The 17,566-nt window shown below is 58.8% G+C and carries 16 protein-coding genes and 1 tRNA gene; 10 read left to right on the forward strand and 7 right to left on the reverse strand.

The genetic code is table 11. The features are described 5' to 3' along the window. The first annotated feature begins 16 nt into the window (after positions 1–16). The gene (gene phnN, locus D882_RS0114645; protein WP_027923939.1) at positions 17–577 is read left to right on the forward strand and encodes a phosphonate metabolism protein/1,5-bisphosphokinase (PRPP-forming) PhnN; all 561 of its coding nucleotides are present in this window, start codon (positions 17–19) and stop codon (positions 575–577) included. On the opposite strand, the gene D882_RS0114650 is transcribed toward phnN, so the two are convergent. Continuing rightward, positions 552–731, reverse strand: coding sequence for a PA3371 family protein (locus D882_RS0114650; protein ID WP_027923940.1), 180 nt, complete (start codon positions 729–731; stop codon positions 552–554). The two genes, phnN and D882_RS0114650, sit on opposite strands and share 26 nt — an antisense overlap. 22 nt (positions 732–753) lie before the next feature. Then, complete coding sequence (locus D882_RS0114655; RefSeq protein WP_027923941.1) at positions 754–984, reverse strand: hypothetical protein; 231 nt, start codon at positions 982–984, stop codon at positions 754–756. Between the two features lie 290 nt (positions 985–1,274). Between D882_RS0114655 and D882_RS0114660 the strand changes: the two genes are divergently transcribed. From D882_RS0114660 to D882_RS0114670, 3 genes are all read left to right on the forward strand, one after another. Next, positions 1,275–1,351 (forward strand) — tRNA-Arg (locus D882_RS0114660). 92 nt (positions 1,352–1,443) lie between these two features. After that, on the forward strand, positions 1,444–2,781 hold the full coding sequence (chrA, locus tag D882_RS0114665) for a chromate efflux transporter (RefSeq protein ID WP_027923942.1): 1,338 nt from the start codon (positions 1,444–1,446) through the stop codon (positions 2,779–2,781). 131 nt (positions 2,782–2,912) lie between these two features. Further along, on the forward strand, positions 2,913–3,452 hold the full coding sequence (locus tag D882_RS0114670; protein WP_027923943.1) for a hypothetical protein: 540 nt from the start codon (positions 2,913–2,915) through the stop codon (positions 3,450–3,452). A gap of 12 nt (positions 3,453–3,464) precedes the next feature. Here D882_RS0114670 and D882_RS0114675 read toward each other — a convergent pair whose 3' ends face one another. Beyond that, positions 3,465–7,604 (reverse strand): CheR family methyltransferase, encoded by a 4,140-nt coding sequence (locus D882_RS0114675; RefSeq protein WP_027923944.1) that lies wholly within the window; start codon positions 7,602–7,604, stop codon positions 3,465–3,467. Between the two features lie 207 nt (positions 7,605–7,811). On the opposite strand from D882_RS0114675, the gene D882_RS0114680 reads away from it, so the two are divergent. The 4 genes from D882_RS0114680 to D882_RS0114695 all read left to right on the forward strand — a co-directional run bounded on the left by D882_RS0114680 (position 7,812) and on the right by D882_RS0114695 (position 12,989). Beyond that, on the forward strand, positions 7,812–9,416 hold the full coding sequence (locus D882_RS0114680; protein WP_027923945.1) for a tetratricopeptide repeat-containing response regulator: 1,605 nt from the start codon (positions 7,812–7,814) through the stop codon (positions 9,414–9,416). Next, entirely contained in the window at positions 9,413–10,105 is a 693-nt protein-coding gene (locus D882_RS0114685) for a sensor histidine kinase KdpD (protein WP_027923946.1), read from the forward strand. The genes D882_RS0114680 and D882_RS0114685 overlap by 4 nt, the downstream gene beginning before the upstream one ends. Before the next feature lie 199 nt (positions 10,106–10,304). Beyond that, entirely contained in the window at positions 10,305–11,546 is a 1,242-nt protein-coding gene (locus D882_RS0114690) for a glutamine synthetase family protein (RefSeq protein ID WP_172825979.1), read from the forward strand. Positions 11,547–11,615: 69 nt separating this feature from the next. Continuing rightward, entirely contained in the window at positions 11,616–12,989 is a 1,374-nt protein-coding gene (locus D882_RS0114695; protein ID WP_027923948.1) for an MFS transporter, read from the forward strand. Positions 12,990–13,056: 67 nt separating this feature from the next. Here D882_RS0114695 and D882_RS0114700 read toward each other — a convergent pair whose 3' ends face one another. The 4 genes from D882_RS0114700 to flgA all read right to left on the reverse strand — a co-directional run bounded on the left by D882_RS0114700 (position 13,057) and on the right by flgA (position 15,668). Then, positions 13,057–13,803 carry a flagellar brake protein gene (locus D882_RS0114700; RefSeq protein WP_027923949.1) on the reverse strand — a complete coding sequence of 249 codons (747 nt, stop codon included), beginning with the start codon at positions 13,801–13,803 and terminating at the stop codon, positions 13,057–13,059. A gap of 92 nt (positions 13,804–13,895) precedes the next feature. Beyond that, positions 13,896–14,363 (reverse strand): flagella synthesis protein FlgN, encoded by a 468-nt coding sequence (locus D882_RS0114705; RefSeq protein ID WP_027923950.1) that lies wholly within the window; start codon positions 14,361–14,363, stop codon positions 13,896–13,898. A gap of 49 nt (positions 14,364–14,412) precedes the next feature. Next, complete coding sequence (gene flgM / locus D882_RS0114710; protein WP_027923951.1) at positions 14,413–14,739, reverse strand: flagellar biosynthesis anti-sigma factor FlgM; 327 nt, start codon at positions 14,737–14,739, stop codon at positions 14,413–14,415. Positions 14,740–14,906: 167 nt separating this feature from the next. Further along, on the reverse strand, positions 14,907–15,668 hold the full coding sequence (gene flgA, locus D882_RS0114715) for a flagellar basal body P-ring formation chaperone FlgA (RefSeq protein WP_081743963.1): 762 nt from the start codon (positions 15,666–15,668) through the stop codon (positions 14,907–14,909). 82 nt (positions 15,669–15,750) lie between these two features. Between flgA and D882_RS0114720 the strand changes: the two genes are divergently transcribed. Both D882_RS0114720 and cheR read left to right on the forward strand, forming a co-directional pair. Then, positions 15,751–16,683 (forward strand): chemotaxis protein CheV, encoded by a 933-nt coding sequence (locus tag D882_RS0114720; protein ID WP_027923953.1) that lies wholly within the window; start codon positions 15,751–15,753, stop codon positions 16,681–16,683. Positions 16,684–16,729: 46 nt separating this feature from the next. Next, entirely contained in the window at positions 16,730–17,557 is an 828-nt protein-coding gene (gene cheR, locus D882_RS0114725; protein ID WP_010457158.1) for a protein-glutamate O-methyltransferase CheR, read from the forward strand. The last annotated feature ends 9 nt before the right edge of the window (positions 17,558–17,566 follow it).

Below are 17,566 nucleotides of genomic sequence, written 5' to 3' on the forward strand. Positions count from 1 at the left end.
TGGGGGATGATTCAGGATGGATGGCAGGCTGATTTATATGATGGGGCCTTCCGGATCCGGCAAAGACAGCCTCATTGAAGCGGCTCGAAAACCTTTGCAGTTGATGAACTGCGAAGTGGTGCGCCGGGTCATAACGCGCTCGGCCGAGTCGGTGGGCGAGGACGCTGTCGGCGTCTCGCGCGAGGAATTCCGGCACCTGAAAGACGCGGGTGACTTCGCGCTGTCGTGGCAGGCCAATGGCCTGGATTATGGGATTCCGATTCAGATCGATCAGTGGCTAAAGGAGGGCCGGGATGTATTGGTCAACGGTTCTCGCGCTCATCTTGCCGAGGCGCTACAGCGTTACCCCGATCTGATCCCGGTACTGTTGACCGTCAAGGATGAAGTGTTGCGCGAACGCCTGGTGCGGCGTGGTCGTGAGAGCCTGGCGGACATAGAAGACAGGCTACACCGCAACACACAGTTCGCGGCTGACAACATGCCAGTCCATCGACTCGATAACTCTGGCGAGCTCGCCGTGACCGTTGCCCATCTCCTCGATCTGCTGAAATTTAACGCAGCACCGGATCGAACTTGATTTTTCGCCCGGCAATTAGCGCCAACACAAACAACCCGGCGAAAACGCCGCAGGCAATCAGCGGCAGGGTGACAACCACCTCCTGAACCAAAGCCAAATGAAGAATGCCGCTCAGTAAGGCAAGGATCAAAAATCCTGCGGCTGATTTGGACATGCTGTGCTCCTGATAGGGTGATTCAAAATACAAAGCGTTCGGAAGCCTGCGATAACGATGGGCCTTCCTGGCTCACATCCTGGCGAATAAACCCGCCCTGATCGCTCATGACCGCCAATTGCGGGGCTTTTTGCAGCTGCAGGTAATGCGGCATACGTTGAGCGACCTGCACCGCGCTGTTCTCGGGGGCAAAATGAAAACCCGCCAGGACTGCCAGGGCGATCGCATTCGAGAGTAAAAGGGCGCGATTCATGAGGCTCACCTCGGTTGTTCTTGAGAACAGCTGAAGCAGCCCGCGTGCCAATAGTTTAACGGCTATTAAATCCTTTAAAAACAAGGAATTAACTTGTCGTTGAGAAGGGGTGGCATTGCAAATTGCAATGATGGCATTTTGAGGGGATGCAATTTGCACGGTAAACAAAGCCACAGCCCGGTGGGGCGTCTGCCTACACTTAAAAAGCCCTACGGACGACATGACAAATCCGGGCTTGCCCGTTAACATGCACGCCGTCCATCGCACCGCATTTCGTGCGGGCGACGTGTGTCTCAGTAGCTCAATTGGATAGAGCATCCCCCTCCTAAGGGGAAGGTTGGCAGTTCGAACCTGCCCTGGGACACCATCTATTTCATGGCGCCTTGCGCAAGGCGCCGTTTCCGTTAGTGCCCGCATCGCACATTCCCTGCTTGTTCGTTTCCAGAGGCTTTGGCGCTAATGGTTGAAGAAAAGCTGTCCAGGCCGGGCGCAATCAGTCTTCGTGAGGCGTTCTGGTTCTGGTTGAAGCTTGGCTTCATCAGTTTCGGCGGGCCTGCGGGGCAGATCTCGATCATGCACCAAGAGCTGGTCGAACGGCGGCGCTGGATATCCGAGCGCCGATTCCTGCATGCCCTCAACTACTGCATGTTGCTCCCCGGGCCAGAGGCGCAGCAGTTGGCGACCTATATCGGCTGGTTGATGCATCGAACCTGGGGCGGGGTGATTGCCGGCGCACTGTTTGTGCTGCCGTCGTTGTTCATCCTGATCGGGTTGTCGTGGATGTACATCGCCTTCGGTGACGTGCCGGTGGTGGCCGGGCTTTTCTATGGCATCAAGCCTGCCGTGACCGCCATTGTCGTGCAGGCGGCCCATCGGATCGGCTCTCGGGCATTGAAGAACAATTGGCTATGGGCGATAGCGGCCGCTTCATTCACCGCCATCTTCGCGTTCAATGTGCCGTTCCCGCTGATCGTTCTGGGTGCCGCAGTGCTTGGCTATGTCGGCGGACGCCTGGCGCCCGATAAGTTCAGGACCGGTGGTCATGGAGCTGCCAAAAAGTCCTTTGGCCCGGCTGTGATCGATGATGACACCCCGTCCCCGGAGCATGCCCGGTTCAGTTGGTTGAAATTGGCAACGCTGGCCGTGATCGGCGCCGCGTTATGGGGCCTGCCAATGGGGATTTTGACCGTGCTCTTTGGCTGGGAAGGCACCCTGACCCAGATGGGGTGGTTCTTTACCAAAGCGGCCCTGCTGACGTTTGGCGGTGCGTATGCCGTGCTTCCCTATGTCTATCAAGGGGCGGTCGGGCATTATGGCTGGCTGACACCGACTCAAATGATCGATGGCCTGGCGTTAGGCGAAACCACACCTGGACCGTTGATCATGGTCGTGGCCTTCGTCAGTTTTGTCGGCGCGTATGTTGCTCAAGTGTTCGGCAGCGACCATGTTTTTCTCGCGGGAGCCGTCGCTGCCTGCCTGGTGACCTGGTTTACCTTCCTGCCCTCGTTCCTGTTCATCCTCGCGGGCGGACCATTGGTCGAGTCGACCCACAATGAGCTCAAGTTCACTGCGCCACTGACTGCGATTACGGCCGCCGTCGTGGGTGTGATTCTCAATCTGGCGTGCTTCTTCGGCTATCACGTGCTGTGGCCAAAGGGTTTCAGCGGCCAACTCGATTGGCCCTCGGCACTGATCGCGATCGCCGCGGCCATTGCCTTGTTCCGCTTCAAGCGGGGCGTCATTCAGGTGCTGATGGCCTGTGCACTTGTGGGTCTGGCAGTGCATCTGTTGCGTTAGAAACAATAAAAAAAGCCCTGTCGGATACCTCCATCCGACAGGGTTTTTTTATGTCCGGCCAACCGACGACCTACATGGCAAACCTGTCATCGCTGTGCCTTACTCCTGAAATGATTTCAGGAGGTGAAACGATGCGACGCAGGGGGGCTCAATTCTGGTTATGGACCAACAGTCGGTTACCGCTCCACACCCATGAAGAAGTGCTCGGCAATGGCCTGCAGGTTGACGTGCAGGCACGGACCAGCGTCGAAGGCGTCACCCAGGTGTTTGTGGGTATTTACGATGACGACGGCTGGGCAATCTGCGAGGAGTTTCACGATCGGCGCGTCGGTGAGCACTATTGCACGGCGTTGAAGTGGGGCGCGCAGCGAGCGAGGGAATGGCTGGCGGACACTCAGGCATTTGTTGCGCCCCATCGGCCGCAATTGACGCTCAGTCCTGTCATCACCGATGAGCCGACACTGGCGCTGCGGCGCATGGAGATGACCGAGCGCGAGCGTTTGAAGATACGTTCCGAGGATGCCTGGTCGGAATACCTGGCGGCCAAGACGGCCATGCTGGAGTTGATGCGCGCCAGCAAGGTCGATCCGAGGGTCTGGTCGGACCACAAGGAGCGCCTGCGCCAAGCCATTGACCGGCGCGTCTGCGTGCAACGCGCCTATTTGAACTAGTTAACTGGCCGATCAGAGGACCGAAGAGCGCCGCAGAGCCTCGATGGTTTCGATCAGGTCATCGTAGGACACCGGTTTACCAAGGTGCTGGTTAAAACCCGATTGCCGGGCTTTTTGAATGTCGCTGCGGGTGCCATAACCCGTCAGCGCAATCGCCGGCACGTCCTTGGCCTGAGGCAGTTTGCGTAACGCGCTCATCAGTTCGTGACCGTTCATGACCGGCATGCCCAGGTCCGAAATGATCAAGTCGAAGCGCGTGTGTTTTGCCGCGTCCAGAGCGGCTACCGGCCGGTCGAAAGCGATGACTTCGGCGTCTTCCATTTCCAGCAGCATCTTCAAGGTTTCCAGCACTTCGGCCGAGTCATCGACCAACAGAATCGTCAGCCCGCTTAACCTGCCAGCGGTCTCGTTGACCTGAGCGGAGGATTTCTCTGCGTCATCGGTGTGGGCCATCGGCAAATAGACGCTGAACGTACAGCCCGCGCCCAGCCCTTGGGAATTCACTTCGACCGTGCCCCGTTGTGCTTCGGTCAACTGGCGGACCAGTGACAACCCGATCCCCAGTCCTTCGCGGGAATGCGTGGCATGTTGCTTTTCAGCCTGGCCAAACAGATCGAATACATGTTCGAGGTTTTCGGCAGCGATGCCGGTGCCGTTGTCTTTGACATCCAGCCGTATCTTGTTTCCGGCCTGACCGGCAATCAGCTGAACCAGCCCATTGGCCGGGGTGAATTTCAGGGCGTTGTTCACCAGGTTCCAGATGATCTGTTCCAGGCGCGTCGGGTCTGCGTGGACCATCAGCGGCCCTGAAGGCACATGCAGCTCGACCTTGGTTTCGTGTTGCTCGTTCAGGACCACGGTATGGATATCGCGCAGCACACTGACAAGGTCGACGGCGACCGGTTGCAGCTTTAGCTTGCCGGTGCGCACTCGGGCGACGTCCAGCAGATCATCGATGATCCGCGCCTGGCTGGTGACGGCATCACAAATGGTGTTCACCGCTTTGGCGGCCGGGGGCAGGGACTTGGTCACGGGCAGGCGGCGCAGCAATTCGGCGTTGAGCTGGATCAGGTTCAACGGGTGCTTGAGCTCGTGGGACATGACCGCAAAGAATTCATCTTTGAGGTAATTGGTATTGCGCGTCTCGGCCAGTTCCTGGCTCTGTTCTTCGTGTTGACGTTTGTGGCCGGTCAGGTCCCGGGCGATTTTCACGTAACCGCGCAGGTTGTCGCCGCTGAGCAAGGTCACTTCGCCGCTGCAAAAGAAGCGGCTGCCATCCTTGCGCAAGTGCCAGCGTTCATCTTCGCTGCGGCCCTGGGTGCGCACTGCCAGCAGTTCGTTTTCGGGAACCCCGGCGGCACGGTCTTCGGCGGAAAAAATGAAATCGTAGAAAGCGCCTTCCGCCTCGGCCTTGCTGTAGCCGAAGATCAGCTCGGCGCCTTTGTTCCAGCTGGTGATGATGCCCTGTTCATCGAGGGTGATGATCGCGTAGTCGCGGGTGCTTTCGGCCACCAGGCGCATGCGTTCTTCACCCAGGCGCAGATCTTCTTCCGCCGCGCGGCGCTTGGTGATGTCGATGAACGTCAGCACCGTGCCGTCGATGTGGTCTTCGCTGGAGCGGTACGGCAACAGGCGGGCGATGTACCAGCGTTTGTCGGTGCTGCTGACTTCCCGTTCGATCATGTTCAACGATTCGAACACCTGCGCCGCGTCACTGGCCAGGCCGTCGTAGTGCAGGCGATGGGTGATGTCGAGCAGCGAGCGGCCGGTATCGACCGGCAGCATGCTGAAAATGTCGGTGGCGCGCGGGGTGAACCATTTGATCCGCATGTTGCGGTCGACAAACACCGTGGCAATGTCGGTGGAAGCGATCAGGTTGGTCAGGTAGTCGTTGATCTTGTCGGTTTCTTCAACTTTGGTTTTCAGCTCGTAGTTGACCGTCAGCAACTCTTCGTTGATCGATTGCAGCTCTTCCTTGCTGGTTTCCAGCTCTTCGGTGGCCGAGCGCAACTCTTCGTTGATTGCCTGCATTTCTTCGTTGGAGGCTTTCAGTTCTTCACTGGAGACTTCCGATTGTTCAATGGTGTCCTGCAAATGCAACTTGGTTCGTTGCAGTTCGCGCTCAAGATTGGACAGCACCTGGCTTTCGGTCTGTAGCAGGGTCGTGGCGGTCTGTTCGGACGGGTCGACTTCGACTTCTTCGAAGATCACCAGCACGTACTCGCCATCCGACTCTTCGTCCTTATAAGGCTGAGCCACGAGGTTGATCATGTAGCTCTGGTTGCCGCGCTTGAGCGGTACGGCCCTGGACTTGACCACCAGGTTGCTCTGCTGTACCTGAAACAGCGTGGTGCGGATTTCCAGGCGCAGCTCCGGCAGGATCAGTGTCAGCAGGTTGCGCGTCAGTTCGCCACCCACATGCCGCAGAAAGCGCCCGGCGCCATCACTCATGTGCAGGATTTCGGCGTTGGCATCGACAATCATGCTCGGCGGCGCGGCGAGCTCAAGCGCACGCTGGTGAATGTCGGCAAAGGACAGCTTGCGCGGCACCGCGCGGGGCGGCGCCTCGCGGGACGTACTCACCCGCACGTAACCGCCGCGGGGCATGGTCGGCGTGCGACGGCTGTTGGCGGTACCGGTCTTGGCGCGGAAGATGCGATTGCGTTTATCCACCGGGGCGAACAATTCGTGGCAAGCGTCCGCGCTCTCTGAAGAGCCGAGAAACAGGAACCCGCCAGGCCGCAGCGCAAAGTGGAACATCTGCAGGATTTCACGCTGCACTTCGCGATCCAGATAGATCAGCAAGTTGCGGCAGACGATCAGGTCGATCTGCGAGAACGGCGGATCCGACAGCAGGCTGTGCTTGGCAAACAGCACCCGTTCGCGAATTTCCTTGCGGATCCGGTAGTGATCGTCCTCCTTGACGAAGTAATGCCGCAGCCGCGTCGGCGGCACATCGGTGATGATCGCTTGCGGATACAACCCGGCGCGGCCAACGCTGATGGCGCGTTCATCGATGTCGGTGGCGAACAACTGCATCGTTGCCTTGCTGGCGTCCAGTTGCAGCTGGTCGTTGAGCAAGATCGCCAGGCTGTAGGCTTCTTCGCCGGTGGAACAGCCGGCGGACCAGACGCGAATTTCTTCTTTTTCCGGTTGCGCCGACACGGCGGCGCTGACCAGTTGCGGTAAAACATCCCGTTCCAGCGCTTCGAACGCCTCTCGGTCTCTGAAGAAGTTGGTCACCCCAATCAGCATGTCGCCGAGCAGCGCCTTGGTTTCTTCGGGATTGTTTTGCAGGTAGCGGAAGTAGGCGCCCAGGTCGGGCTGGGCGGTGACTTGCATCCGCCGTTCGATCCGCCGCAACACGGTGGCGCGTTTGTAATGCTTGAAGTCGTGGCCGGTGCCGGTGCGCAACTGGATCAGAATGTCGTGGAGCATTTGTTCATTGATAGCGGCCTCGCGTTCCGACACCGAGTGGAAGGTTTTCAGTTCCGCGTCACCGGCAATGGGCAACGTGATTTCCTTGGCGTTTTGCCACAGTTCGAGCAATTTTTGTGGCATTTCCGTGACGGGTAATATCAGGTCGACCATGCCAGTATCGATGGCTGCGCGAGGCATGCCGTCGAATTCGGCGTCTTCCGGCACCTGGGCCATGGTCACGCCACCGTGTTCCTTGATGCGTGACAAACCGACCGCGCCATCGGAGCCGCTGCCTGACAGGATCAGGCAAAACGCACGCTCGCGATGGACCTCGGCGAGGTCGCGGAAGAACAGGTCGATAGAGGCATGCCGCGTCTCGCGCGCGGCGTTGCTGCTGACCTTTAGAAAACCGTCATCCATGGCCAGGCGCTGGGCCGGCGAGATGACATATACGTGGTTTTTCTCGATGGGCACGGTCTCGGTGACCTGCAGGACCGGCATTTTCGTCGATTCCTGGATGATCTTGTCGGCAATGCTCTGATGGTCGGGCGACAGGTGAAGAATGATGACAAACGCCATGCCGTTGTCTTGAGGCATGTTCTGGAAAAACAGCTTGATGGCTTGCAGTCCCCCCGCAGACGCGCCGATGCCGACCACCGGGAAGTCCAGGTCGCTCGGGCGTGGGGCCTTGCGCTCGGAAGCGCCGGCCGGTTGTTTGGGGGTGCTGGTCATCTGTTCTGCCTTCTACCGGCGACATGGGGCGTTGTCGTAAAACGGGGGTAACACGCGCGTCGATAAAACAGAATAATCCCGTTTTTACATAACACCTTCAAATATTTAGCCATCGCTTGAGCGTCACGACGTCTCAAGGTATCGGCACTGCTGGCCGATAACCCGAACGGTCATGCTCTTCTTCTTAAAACTGCCTGGAAATCTTCGATGCTGTCGTATCACCAAAAGAGTTTTCTGATCGTCGATGATGTCTCGGATTTCCGCAGTTCCGTCAGGTCCATGCTGCGAGAGCTGGGCGTCAAGGACGTGGATACCGCGGATTCCGGCGAGCAGGCGCTGCGCATGTGTTCGCAGAAGGCCTACGATTTTATCCTGCAGGATTTCCACCTCGGCGACGGCAAGAAGAACGGTCAGCAGGTCCTCGAAGACTTGATGATCGAGAAGCTGATCAGCCATGAAAGCGTGTTCGTCATGGTCACCGCCGAAACCAGCCAGGCCATGGTGCTCAGTGCGCTGGAGCATGAACCGGATGCCTACCTGACCAAGCCGTTCAACCGCTCGGGCCTGGCTCAGCGTCTGGAGCGGCTGGAGCAGCGCAAGAACCTGCTCAAGCCGATCCTGCAAGCCCTCGACCGTGGCAAGCCGCTGGAAGTGCTCAATGCCTGCATCGAGCTGTGCAAGAAGGACATCCGTTATTCGCCGCTGTGTCTGCGCTATCGCGCGGATGCCTTGCGCGACTTGAATCAGAACGAAGCGCTGGAGCGCCTTTACGACAGCATCATTGCTGATCGGCCGTTGCCGTGGGCATTTGCCGGGTTGGGCCAGTTGCTGTTCAAGCGCGGCCAGGTCAGCCAGGCCAAGGGCATCTACGAAAAAGCCCTGAAAGTGTTTCCGATGATGCCGGCGCTGTATGACGGCATGGCCGACGTGCTGGTGGTCGAAGGCGACACCAAGGGCGCACAGAAAGTATTGGAAGAAGCCATTCGCCTGTCGCCGCTGGCCGTGCGCCGGCAAGCCTTGCTGGGCAAACTGGCGATGGCCAACGAAGATTTCGACACCGCCTCCAGGGCGTATCGCCAGGCGGTGTCCCAGGGCGCGCAGTCGCGCTTCAAGGATGCGGAAAGCAACCTCGGTCTGGCTCACGCCTTGATCAGCAAAGGCAGTGAGAAAGGCCTGGATACCCGCACCCGCCTGGAAATCAACACGACCCTCAGCCTGGTGGCCAAGGAAAACCCATCCGACCCGGGCCTGCAGATTCGTGCGCGGCTGATGAAAGCCACCAGCCTGTTGCTCAACGACGCCGAAACCGCCGAGAAACTCACCGAACAAGCGATGATGCGTCTCGACGGCATGGAGCAATTCATGAGTGCCGAAGCGGCGCTGCTGGTGGCCAAGCAGTTGCAAATGCTTGGCCAAGCCAGCGCGGGCGCCTCGATGCTGAAGAATTGCGCGGAAATCTACGGTGATGATCCGGTGGTGATGAAGGGCATCGCCAAGTTGACCGACGCCCCGACCATCCTCAGTTCCAGCAACGCCGCCGCCGAGCTCAATCGTGAGGGCGTGCGGGTGTACAAGACCGGCAACCTGGTGGAAGCCCGGTCGGTGTTCCGCAAGGCGCTGGCGATGCAGCCGAAAAACATCAGTATCGCCTTGAACATGGCGCAGTCGCTGCTGCACGGCACCGACACCAGTGTGCCATCGGCGGAAATCGATGAATGTCGGGTCTGCCTGAAAATGGTCGGCTTGATGCCCGACACCGACGCGCGTTATCCGCGCTATCAGAAACTGAAAATCAAGGCGTTCGGCGGATGAGCCAAGACAACCCGGCATTGGATTTCTCGACGGTGATTGCCTCCACCGTGCACGACATGAAGAACTCGCTGGCCATGCTGATGCAGGCGCACAGCCAGTGGCTGGCGCGCTTGCCCGACCCGGAGCAGCACAGCCCGGAGCAGGGCGTCATCGAATACGAGTTCGCCCACCTCAACGGCATGCTCGTGCAGTTGTTGGGCCTGTACAAACTGGGGGTCAATCAGTTGCCGTTGCAACCGGCCTACCATGACCTGGATGACTTTCTTGAAGCGCAACTGGCCAGCCATCAAGACGTGTTCGCCAGTCGCGGTATTATTGCGACCTATGAAGTCGACCCGTTGAGCCCGCTGGGTTTCTTCGACCGCGAGCTGGTCGCCTCGGTACTGGGCAACATCATCAACAACGCCATTCGCTACGCGCGCGAGTCGCTGCTGATCAGCGTCAGCGACGAGGGCGGTCAACTGGTGCTGAGCATCAATGATGATGGCGCCGGCTATCCTGTGGAGATGATCGAGTTTCAGGCGGATTATGTGCAAGGCATCAACTACAGCAGCAGTAGCACCGGCCTGGGCCTGTACTTTGCCGGGCGCATCGCCGCGATGCATCAGCGCAATGGCGTCGTCGGCAGCACCCGGCTCAGCAATGGCGGCCCGTTGGGCGGCGGTGTATTCAGCCTTTACCTGCCCTGAGCGTTCTTTATTGTGTGGCGCTGCTTGAAATTCTGAACAGGTGAAGCCTATTTTGTACGGGTCGCCGTTCGCGGCTCGCACAACAAAGGATTGAGTCATGACTACCGATGGCCATCGTTCACTCGCACAGCGATTGGCGGGCATTGATGAGATTGAATGTGTCACCCCGGACTTGAATGGAGTTCCCCGGGGCAAAGTCATGACGGCCGAGGGTTTCCTCGAAGGACGTCGGTTGCAGTTGGCGCGGGGTGTGCTGCTGCAATGCATCATGGGCGGGTATCCACCCGCGCGTTTTTACGGCAGCGATGACGGCGACCTTGCGTTGGTGCCGGACCCTGCGCATATCTATCGCTTGCCCTGGAGCCAACAGCCCCGAGCGCTGGCCATTTGCGATGCGGACGAATTGACCGGTGAACCGTCGAGTCTGTCGACCCGCGGTCAACTCAAATCGGTGATCGCGCGTTACGCGGCTCGCGGCCTGGCGCCGGTGGTGGCGACCGAGCTGGAGTTCTTCGTGTTTGCGCCCAACCCCGATCCGACTCAACCGTTCCAGCCGCCGCTGGGCCTGGACGGTCGTCGCGAGGATGGTCAGTCGGCATTCAGTGTCAGTTCCAATAGCGGCTTGCGGCCGTTCTTCAGTGAGGTCTACACCTGCATGGCGGCGTTGGGCCTGCCGCGCGACACCTTCATGCACGAAATGGGTGTCAGCCAGTTCGAGATCAACCTGCTGCACGGTGATCCGCTGCTGCTGGCGGATCAGACCTTGCTGTTCAAGCACCTGCTCAAGGAAGTCGCGCTCAAGCATGGCTTGACGGTGGTCTGCATGGCCAAGCCGCTGGCGCACACACCGGGCAGTTCGATGCACATTCACCAAAGCATTGTCGACATCAACACCGGGCGTAACGTGTTCAGCGACGAGGCCGGTCAGCCGACCGCGACCTTCCGTCACTTCATCGGTGGCCAGCAGGCCGGCATGGCCGATTTCACGGCGTTGTTTGCACCGAACGTGAACTCGTATCAGCGCTTGTGCCATCCGTACGCGTCGCCGAATAATGCCTGCTGGTCCCACGACAACCGCGCCGCCGGGTTGCGCATTCCGGCCAGTTCACCGGTCGCTCGTCGGGTCGAAAACCGTTTGCCGGGAGCGGACGCCAATCCGTACCTGGCGATCGCCGCCAGCCTTGCCGCCGGGTTGCATGGCATTGAAAATGAGCTGGAGCCGACCGAGGCGATCCAGGGCGAATTCGACGTGCCGGATAATCTTTCGTTGCCGTGTACCTTGCATGCGGCTCTTGAGCGTCTGAAACGTAGCCAATTGGCGAAGGAACTGTTTGGCACTGAGTTCATCGAAGGCTACGTCGCTTCGAAGTCCATGGAACTGACCAGCTTCTTTGATGAAATTACTCCCTGGGAACGGCGTGTTTTAGCTGCTCAGGCCTGACGCTTCGTCGTCTTCGGGCTATCGTTTCGGTAGCCTGATCTTCACTGCAAGGAGCCGCTCGGAACGCCGATGCGCCAAATCTGGAAATCCTTTCGAGCGCTGTATTTCGCCTCGCTGATGATGTTGATCGGCTCGGGCCTGTTGAGCACTTACCTGGCCTTGCGCCTGGCGGCCGATCACGTCGACAGCTTGTGGGTCGGTGCGTTGATGGCGGCCAACTATTTTGGCCTGGTGCTGGGCGGCAAGATCGGTCACCGATTGATTGCCCGGGTCGGGCATATTCGTGCCTATGCCGCGTGTGCCGGGATCGTCGGTGCGGCGGTGCTCGGTCATGGATTGATCGACTGGCTGCCGGCCTGGCTGTTCCTGCGGGTGATCGTCGGCCTGGGGATGATGTGTCAGTACATGGTCATTGAGAGCTGGCTCAACGAGCAGGCCGATGCCAAGCAGCGCGGCATGGTCTTCAGCGGCTACATGATCGCTTCCTACCTGGGGTTGGTGCTGGGTCAGCTGATTCTGGTCATGCATCCAGGCCTGGGCCTGGAGCTGCTGATGCTGGTCGCCTTGTGCTTTGCCCTGTGCCTGGTGCCGGTGGCCCTGACTCGACGGATTCACCCGGCGCCGTTGCACCCCGCGCCGATGGAGCCGCGCTTCTTTATCAAACGTGTACCGCAGTCGTTGAGCACGGTATTGGGGGCAGGGCTGATCGTCGGTTCGTTCTACGGTCTGGCGCCGCTGTATGCGTCACAGCAGGGGTTGTCCACCGAGCAGGTCGGTCTGTTCATGGGTAGCTGTATTTTTGCTGGCCTGCTGGTGCAGTGGCCGCTGGGTTGGCTGTCTGATCGTTATGACCGGGCGCTGTTGATCCGCTGTTTTGCCTTCAGCCTGGCACTGGCCGCGTTGCCGCTGGCGATTCTGCAGAAGGTGCCGCTGGAGGTCTTGTTCATCTCCGGGTTCTTCTGTTCGCTGGTGCAGTTCTGCCTGTATCCGTTGGCGGTGGCGTTCTCCAATGACCATGTCGAGGGTGATCGCCGGGTCTCGCTGACAGCGATGCTGCTGGTGACCTACGGCGTCGGCGCCAGTATCGGGCCGCTGGTCGCCGGGGTGCTGATGAAGCTGTTCGGCAGCCACATGCTCTACGCGTTCTTCAGTTTCTTCGCGCTGGTGCTGGTGTGGCGGATCCGTCCGAAAGCGGTCACCAACCTGCATCAGGTCGACGATGCGCCGCTGCATCACGTCGCCATGCCGGACAGCATGTCGAGCTCGCCGCTGGTGGTGTGCCTTGACCCGCGTGTCGACGAGCAGATCGTTCAAGAGCAGATGCAGAGTCCGCCGCATCCGGAAGCGGAGCCGGAACCAGAGGTGGAACTGGAAGGTGAGCCGACGCCACCGGAAGACCCGGACGCCGGTCGCGAACAAAGTTTCACTGAAGCCAGGCCTTGATTTTTTGATGCATAAAAAAACGGGCAGTCACCGCAAGGGGCTGCCCGTTTTTTGTTGACGCGGTGTATCAGAGATCGTCTTTATCGAAGCGCCGTGCTTCACGTTGAAGCTGATACACGAATCGCTCGACCTGGCGCTGCACCAGCCCGCTCATGTTGTGAAAGCGGATGCCGGCGAAGGTGGTGGAGATCCTTTCTTCGAAGTGCAGGTAACGCAGTTCCACCGGGGTGGTCATGCTGCCGAAGGGCAGGTCGGCGACGAAGCGGTCGTAGACCTGGCCCAATTGCAGTCGGCTGGTGATGTCACCCTCAAAGCGCAGCTTGCAGCCGGTGGCGGAAATATCCAGCAACTTGCCTTTGATGGGCGACTTGAGCTTTTCACCGCCCAGTTCGACATTGACTAATTGCGCCAGTTTCAATGCAGCCCGGAAGGCATTGCGGCGCTGATGGTAGACGACTTCGTCAGGGAGTTTGCCGCGATAGCAGCGTGCGTCGCTGAGTTCGTCGATGCTCAGCGGGCCGTTGCTTTCCCAGGCGATGCGCACGCCGTCGTGGAAGCCTTCGACCCGAAACGATTCGCCTGCCAGCAGATAGCGCTCACCATCGCGGGGCACCATTTCATCCAGGGCAATCATGTTGTTGTCACGGTCAACCTCAACCAGATAGCTCTGGAAGCGCTGGTTACGTTCGTGGAACGTAATGATCAGCGGGTCATGGCTTTCTTGCAGTTGCCGCAGGTTACCCGCGATCTCCATGGGCGTGGAGAGCACCTTGGGTGGCTGCGGAGCATCTTCCGCGGTTAAGGCATTGGGCACGGTTCATCGTTCTCCGGACAAAATGTGACTGCGCATGGCCAGCATACTGCCATCATGTAGCGCGTCTTGAAAGTGCGAACTCATCAACAGGTTCACGCCTGACTGAGCGGGCGCGGCTTCGCTAGCTTGGCGGTTGATCCGCGGGCATCGTAAAGCGCGGGTGGTTCGCCGCCGGTGAGGATTTTCAGCTGATTGGCCGTGGCGGCCTGCTGGACCAGGATCGACTGACCATTATTGACGTTGATGGCCTGGCACTGAGCCAGAAGGTCGGTCAGGGCATCGCTTTGCGCAAGTAACTGGTCACCGACGCTGGATTCGCTGGCGAGTTGCTCCAGGCCCTTGCGATTGGTGGGCAGATTGAGGCTGGCGAGGACTTCGCTGCGCTTGCGGCCATGCTGTTCGAGCAGAATGATCATTGCCTGTTTGCGCGCCAGAATGTCTTCGAGCAGTGGCATGTCGCGACCATGCAAGGCGAGGGACTCGGTTTGCAGTAACTCCAGCAAGTGTTGTGCTGGAGCAAAGTCGTCGATGATCAGTTGCAGTAAATTAGTGTCGTGCATGGCTGGCCTTGGGGTTTAAGCGTCCAAAAGCCTGGCGCAGGCCGGGGGCCTAGCGCTGGGCTTCGAAGTTGAGCAGTTTGCTGGCTACACGGTTGCTGTCGACTTTATAGCTGCCATCGGCAATCGCTGCTTTCAACTCGGCCACGCGGGCATTGTCGACGGCAGGCTGATCGCGCAGCTTGTCAGTGACCTTCTGCAACTGTTGAGCCTCATTGCTGAGGTGTACCGATTCCCCGCTTTTGGCGGTACTGGCCTGTTCGGCCGGGGTATTCAGCGGCGCGGATTTGCCGGCTTCGGCAGTGTCCTTGTTGGCGCTGGTACGCGTACTGCCGGTCAGTGACGAGGAACTGTTCAAACGGCTGAAATCGATGACCATGATAAAAAACCTCTGGGAATTTGGACGCTTGCCATGTTTTCGGCTCTTCCTGCAAAAACTTTAGGCCCATTTATCAACGAGCCTGCATGCGCCAGCGCATTTCCTGCGTGAGGCACAGTTTAGGGAACAGCCACGGCCAGCGCCATGTTTTCGCAAGCGCAGAGTTTCTACATGGCCACTTCCACCTGGCCCGGCGCCATGACCTGCGCCTTGATGACCCGTTGGGAGTTGAGGTTTTTTACCCGGATCTGTTCACGCAAGCCGCCATTGGACAGGGCTTCGCCCGGCATGCGCACGCTGAGCGTACCACTGCGGGCGGTAATCACCACTTGGTCACCTTTGGAAATGACTTCGGCCTGTTCGAGATGGACCAGCGTCAGCACCTGATCGGCGACCGTTGGTCGGGTAAGTTTTTGTCCAATCGTCTGATCGATGGAGGTGAAGTATCCCTGGCCGATCAGGCTGATGTCGCGTTCGCGCAGCATGACGTCGCCCGGCTCGATATAGCCGGCGCGTTTGAGGGGCCGCGTGGTGGTGACGACGTCGCGAAACAGGCGGACTTGAGCGGGCACGAACACCGTCCAGGGCGAGGTGCTGTCGCAACGAACCTTGACCGTGACCCGGCCAATCGGGATCGCCGGGCTCTCCAGAGTGGCTGTCAATTCCTTGTCGCACATGGGCATGCGCAGGCGCGGATCGAGCTGCTTGACCTCGATCTCATAACGGCCTTCGGTTTGACTGGTCGCCAAATAGTCTTCTACGGTGAACTCAAGAAAGCCCTGAGTGACGCCGATAAGCATGTCAGGCAAGGTAACTGCGTCAGCAAGGGCAGGGCTGCCAGCGTTGAACAGGCAGACGGCCGACATCGCGCAAAGCACGTGGCGAGCGTTTGATGTCAGGCGTCGGAAAAATGTCAGTTCTGTGTTCATAAGAGTTAAAAAGCAAGCGCCGTGCCGTTTAGCAATGAACGTGCGTCGCAACACACTTAAGCGTTGGTGTAGGAGTCTGTGCATGGCTGGTGTAATGGATGCGGTAAACCAGCGCACGCAACTGGTAGGGCAGAATCGCCTGGAGCTGCTGTTGTTCCGTCTCGACGGCCAGCAACTCTATGGGATCAACGTGTTCAAGGTTCGGGAAGTGCTGCAATGCCCAAAACTCACGCTGATGCCAAAATCCAGTCCTGTCGTGTGCGGTGTGGCAAATATCCGGGGGGCGACCATTCCGATTCTTGATCTGGCCATGGCGACCGGCTCCGGCGCGCTCAAAGATCAAAGCAATCCGTTCGTGATCATCACGGAGTACAACACCAAGACCCAGGGTTTCCTGGTGCGCTCGGTGGAGCGCATCGTCAACATGAACTGGGAAGAGATTCATCCGCCACCCAAGGGCACGGGACGCGATCACTACCTGACGGCTGTGACTCGGGTCGACAATCAGTTAGTCGAAATCATCGACGTCGAGAAAATCCTCGCGGAAGTGGCGCCGACACCGGAAGCGATTTCGGTCGGTGTGGTCGATGTCGAAACCCAGCACAAGGCCTTGTCCTTGACGGTCCTGACCGTCGATGACTCGTCGGTGGCGCGCAAGCAAGTGACTCGTTGCCTGCAAACCGTCGGTGTCGAAGTGGTGGCGTTGAACGACGGCAAGCAAGCGCTGGATTACTTGCGCAAGCTGGTCGACGAAGGGAAAAAGCCGGAAGAAGAGTTCCTGATGATGATTTCCGACATCGAGATGCCGGAAATGGACGGGTACACCCTCACGGCCGAGATCCGCAACGACCCACGCATGCAAAAGCTTCATATCATCCTGCATACTTCGTTGTCCGGGGTATTCAATCAGGCGATGGTCAAGAAAGTCGGTGCCGATGACTTCCTTGCCAAGTTCCGTCCTGATGACCTGGCATCCCGGGTAGTCGACCGGATCAAAGCAGCAGATATCAGCTAGGGGCCTTCTGCCCCTGGTGATTAACACGATTTAAGAGGCGGTATCTTTGTCTACGGGTAATTTGGATTTCGAACAGTTCCGGGTCTTCCTGGAAAAAGCCTGTGGCATTTTGCTCGGTGAAAACAAGCAGTACCTGGTCTCGAGCCGTCTCAACAAACTGATGGAACAGCAAGGCATCAAATCCCTGGGTGAGCTGGTCCAGCGCATCCAGACCCAGCCGCGCAGCGGTTTGCGCGAGATGGTGGTGGACGCGATGACGACCAACGAAACCCTGTGGTTTCGTGACACCTATCCGTTTGAAGTGTTGAAGAACAAGGTATTGCCTGAAGCGATCAAGGCTGCACCCGGCCAGCGCTTGCGGATCTGGTCCGCTGCGTGTTCGTCGGGGCAGGAACCGTACTCGCTGTCGATGTCCATCGATGAGTTCGAACGCGTCAACATGGGCCAGTTGAAGATGGGGGCGCAGATTGTCGCCACCGACCTGTCCGGCACCATGCTGACCAACTGCAAGACCGGCGAGTATGACAGCCTGGCGATCGGCCGTGGCCTGTCGCCCGAGCGTCTTCAGCGTTACTTCGACCCGAAAGGGCCGGGACGCTGGGCGATCAAGGCGCCGATCAAGAGCCGCGTGGAGTTTCGTTCGTTCAACCTGCTGGACAGTTATGCAGCGCTGGGCAAGTTCGACATCGTGTTCTGCCGCAACGTGCTGATCTACTTCTCCGCCGAGGTGAAGAAAGACATCCTGTTGCGCATTCACAGCACGCTCAAGCCAGGTGGCTATCTGTTCCTCGGCGCGTCTGAAGCGCTGAACGGTTTGCCGGACCATTACCAGATGGTCCAGTGCAGCCCGGGGATCATTTACCAGGCGAAGTGATTCGTTGGC

Origin of the sequence: Pseudomonas sp. URMO17WK12:I12 (genome assembly GCF_000514395.1) — a bacterium.
In the GTDB taxonomy this organism is placed as follows: domain Bacteria; phylum Pseudomonadota; class Gammaproteobacteria; order Pseudomonadales; family Pseudomonadaceae; genus Aquipseudomonas; species Aquipseudomonas mucoides.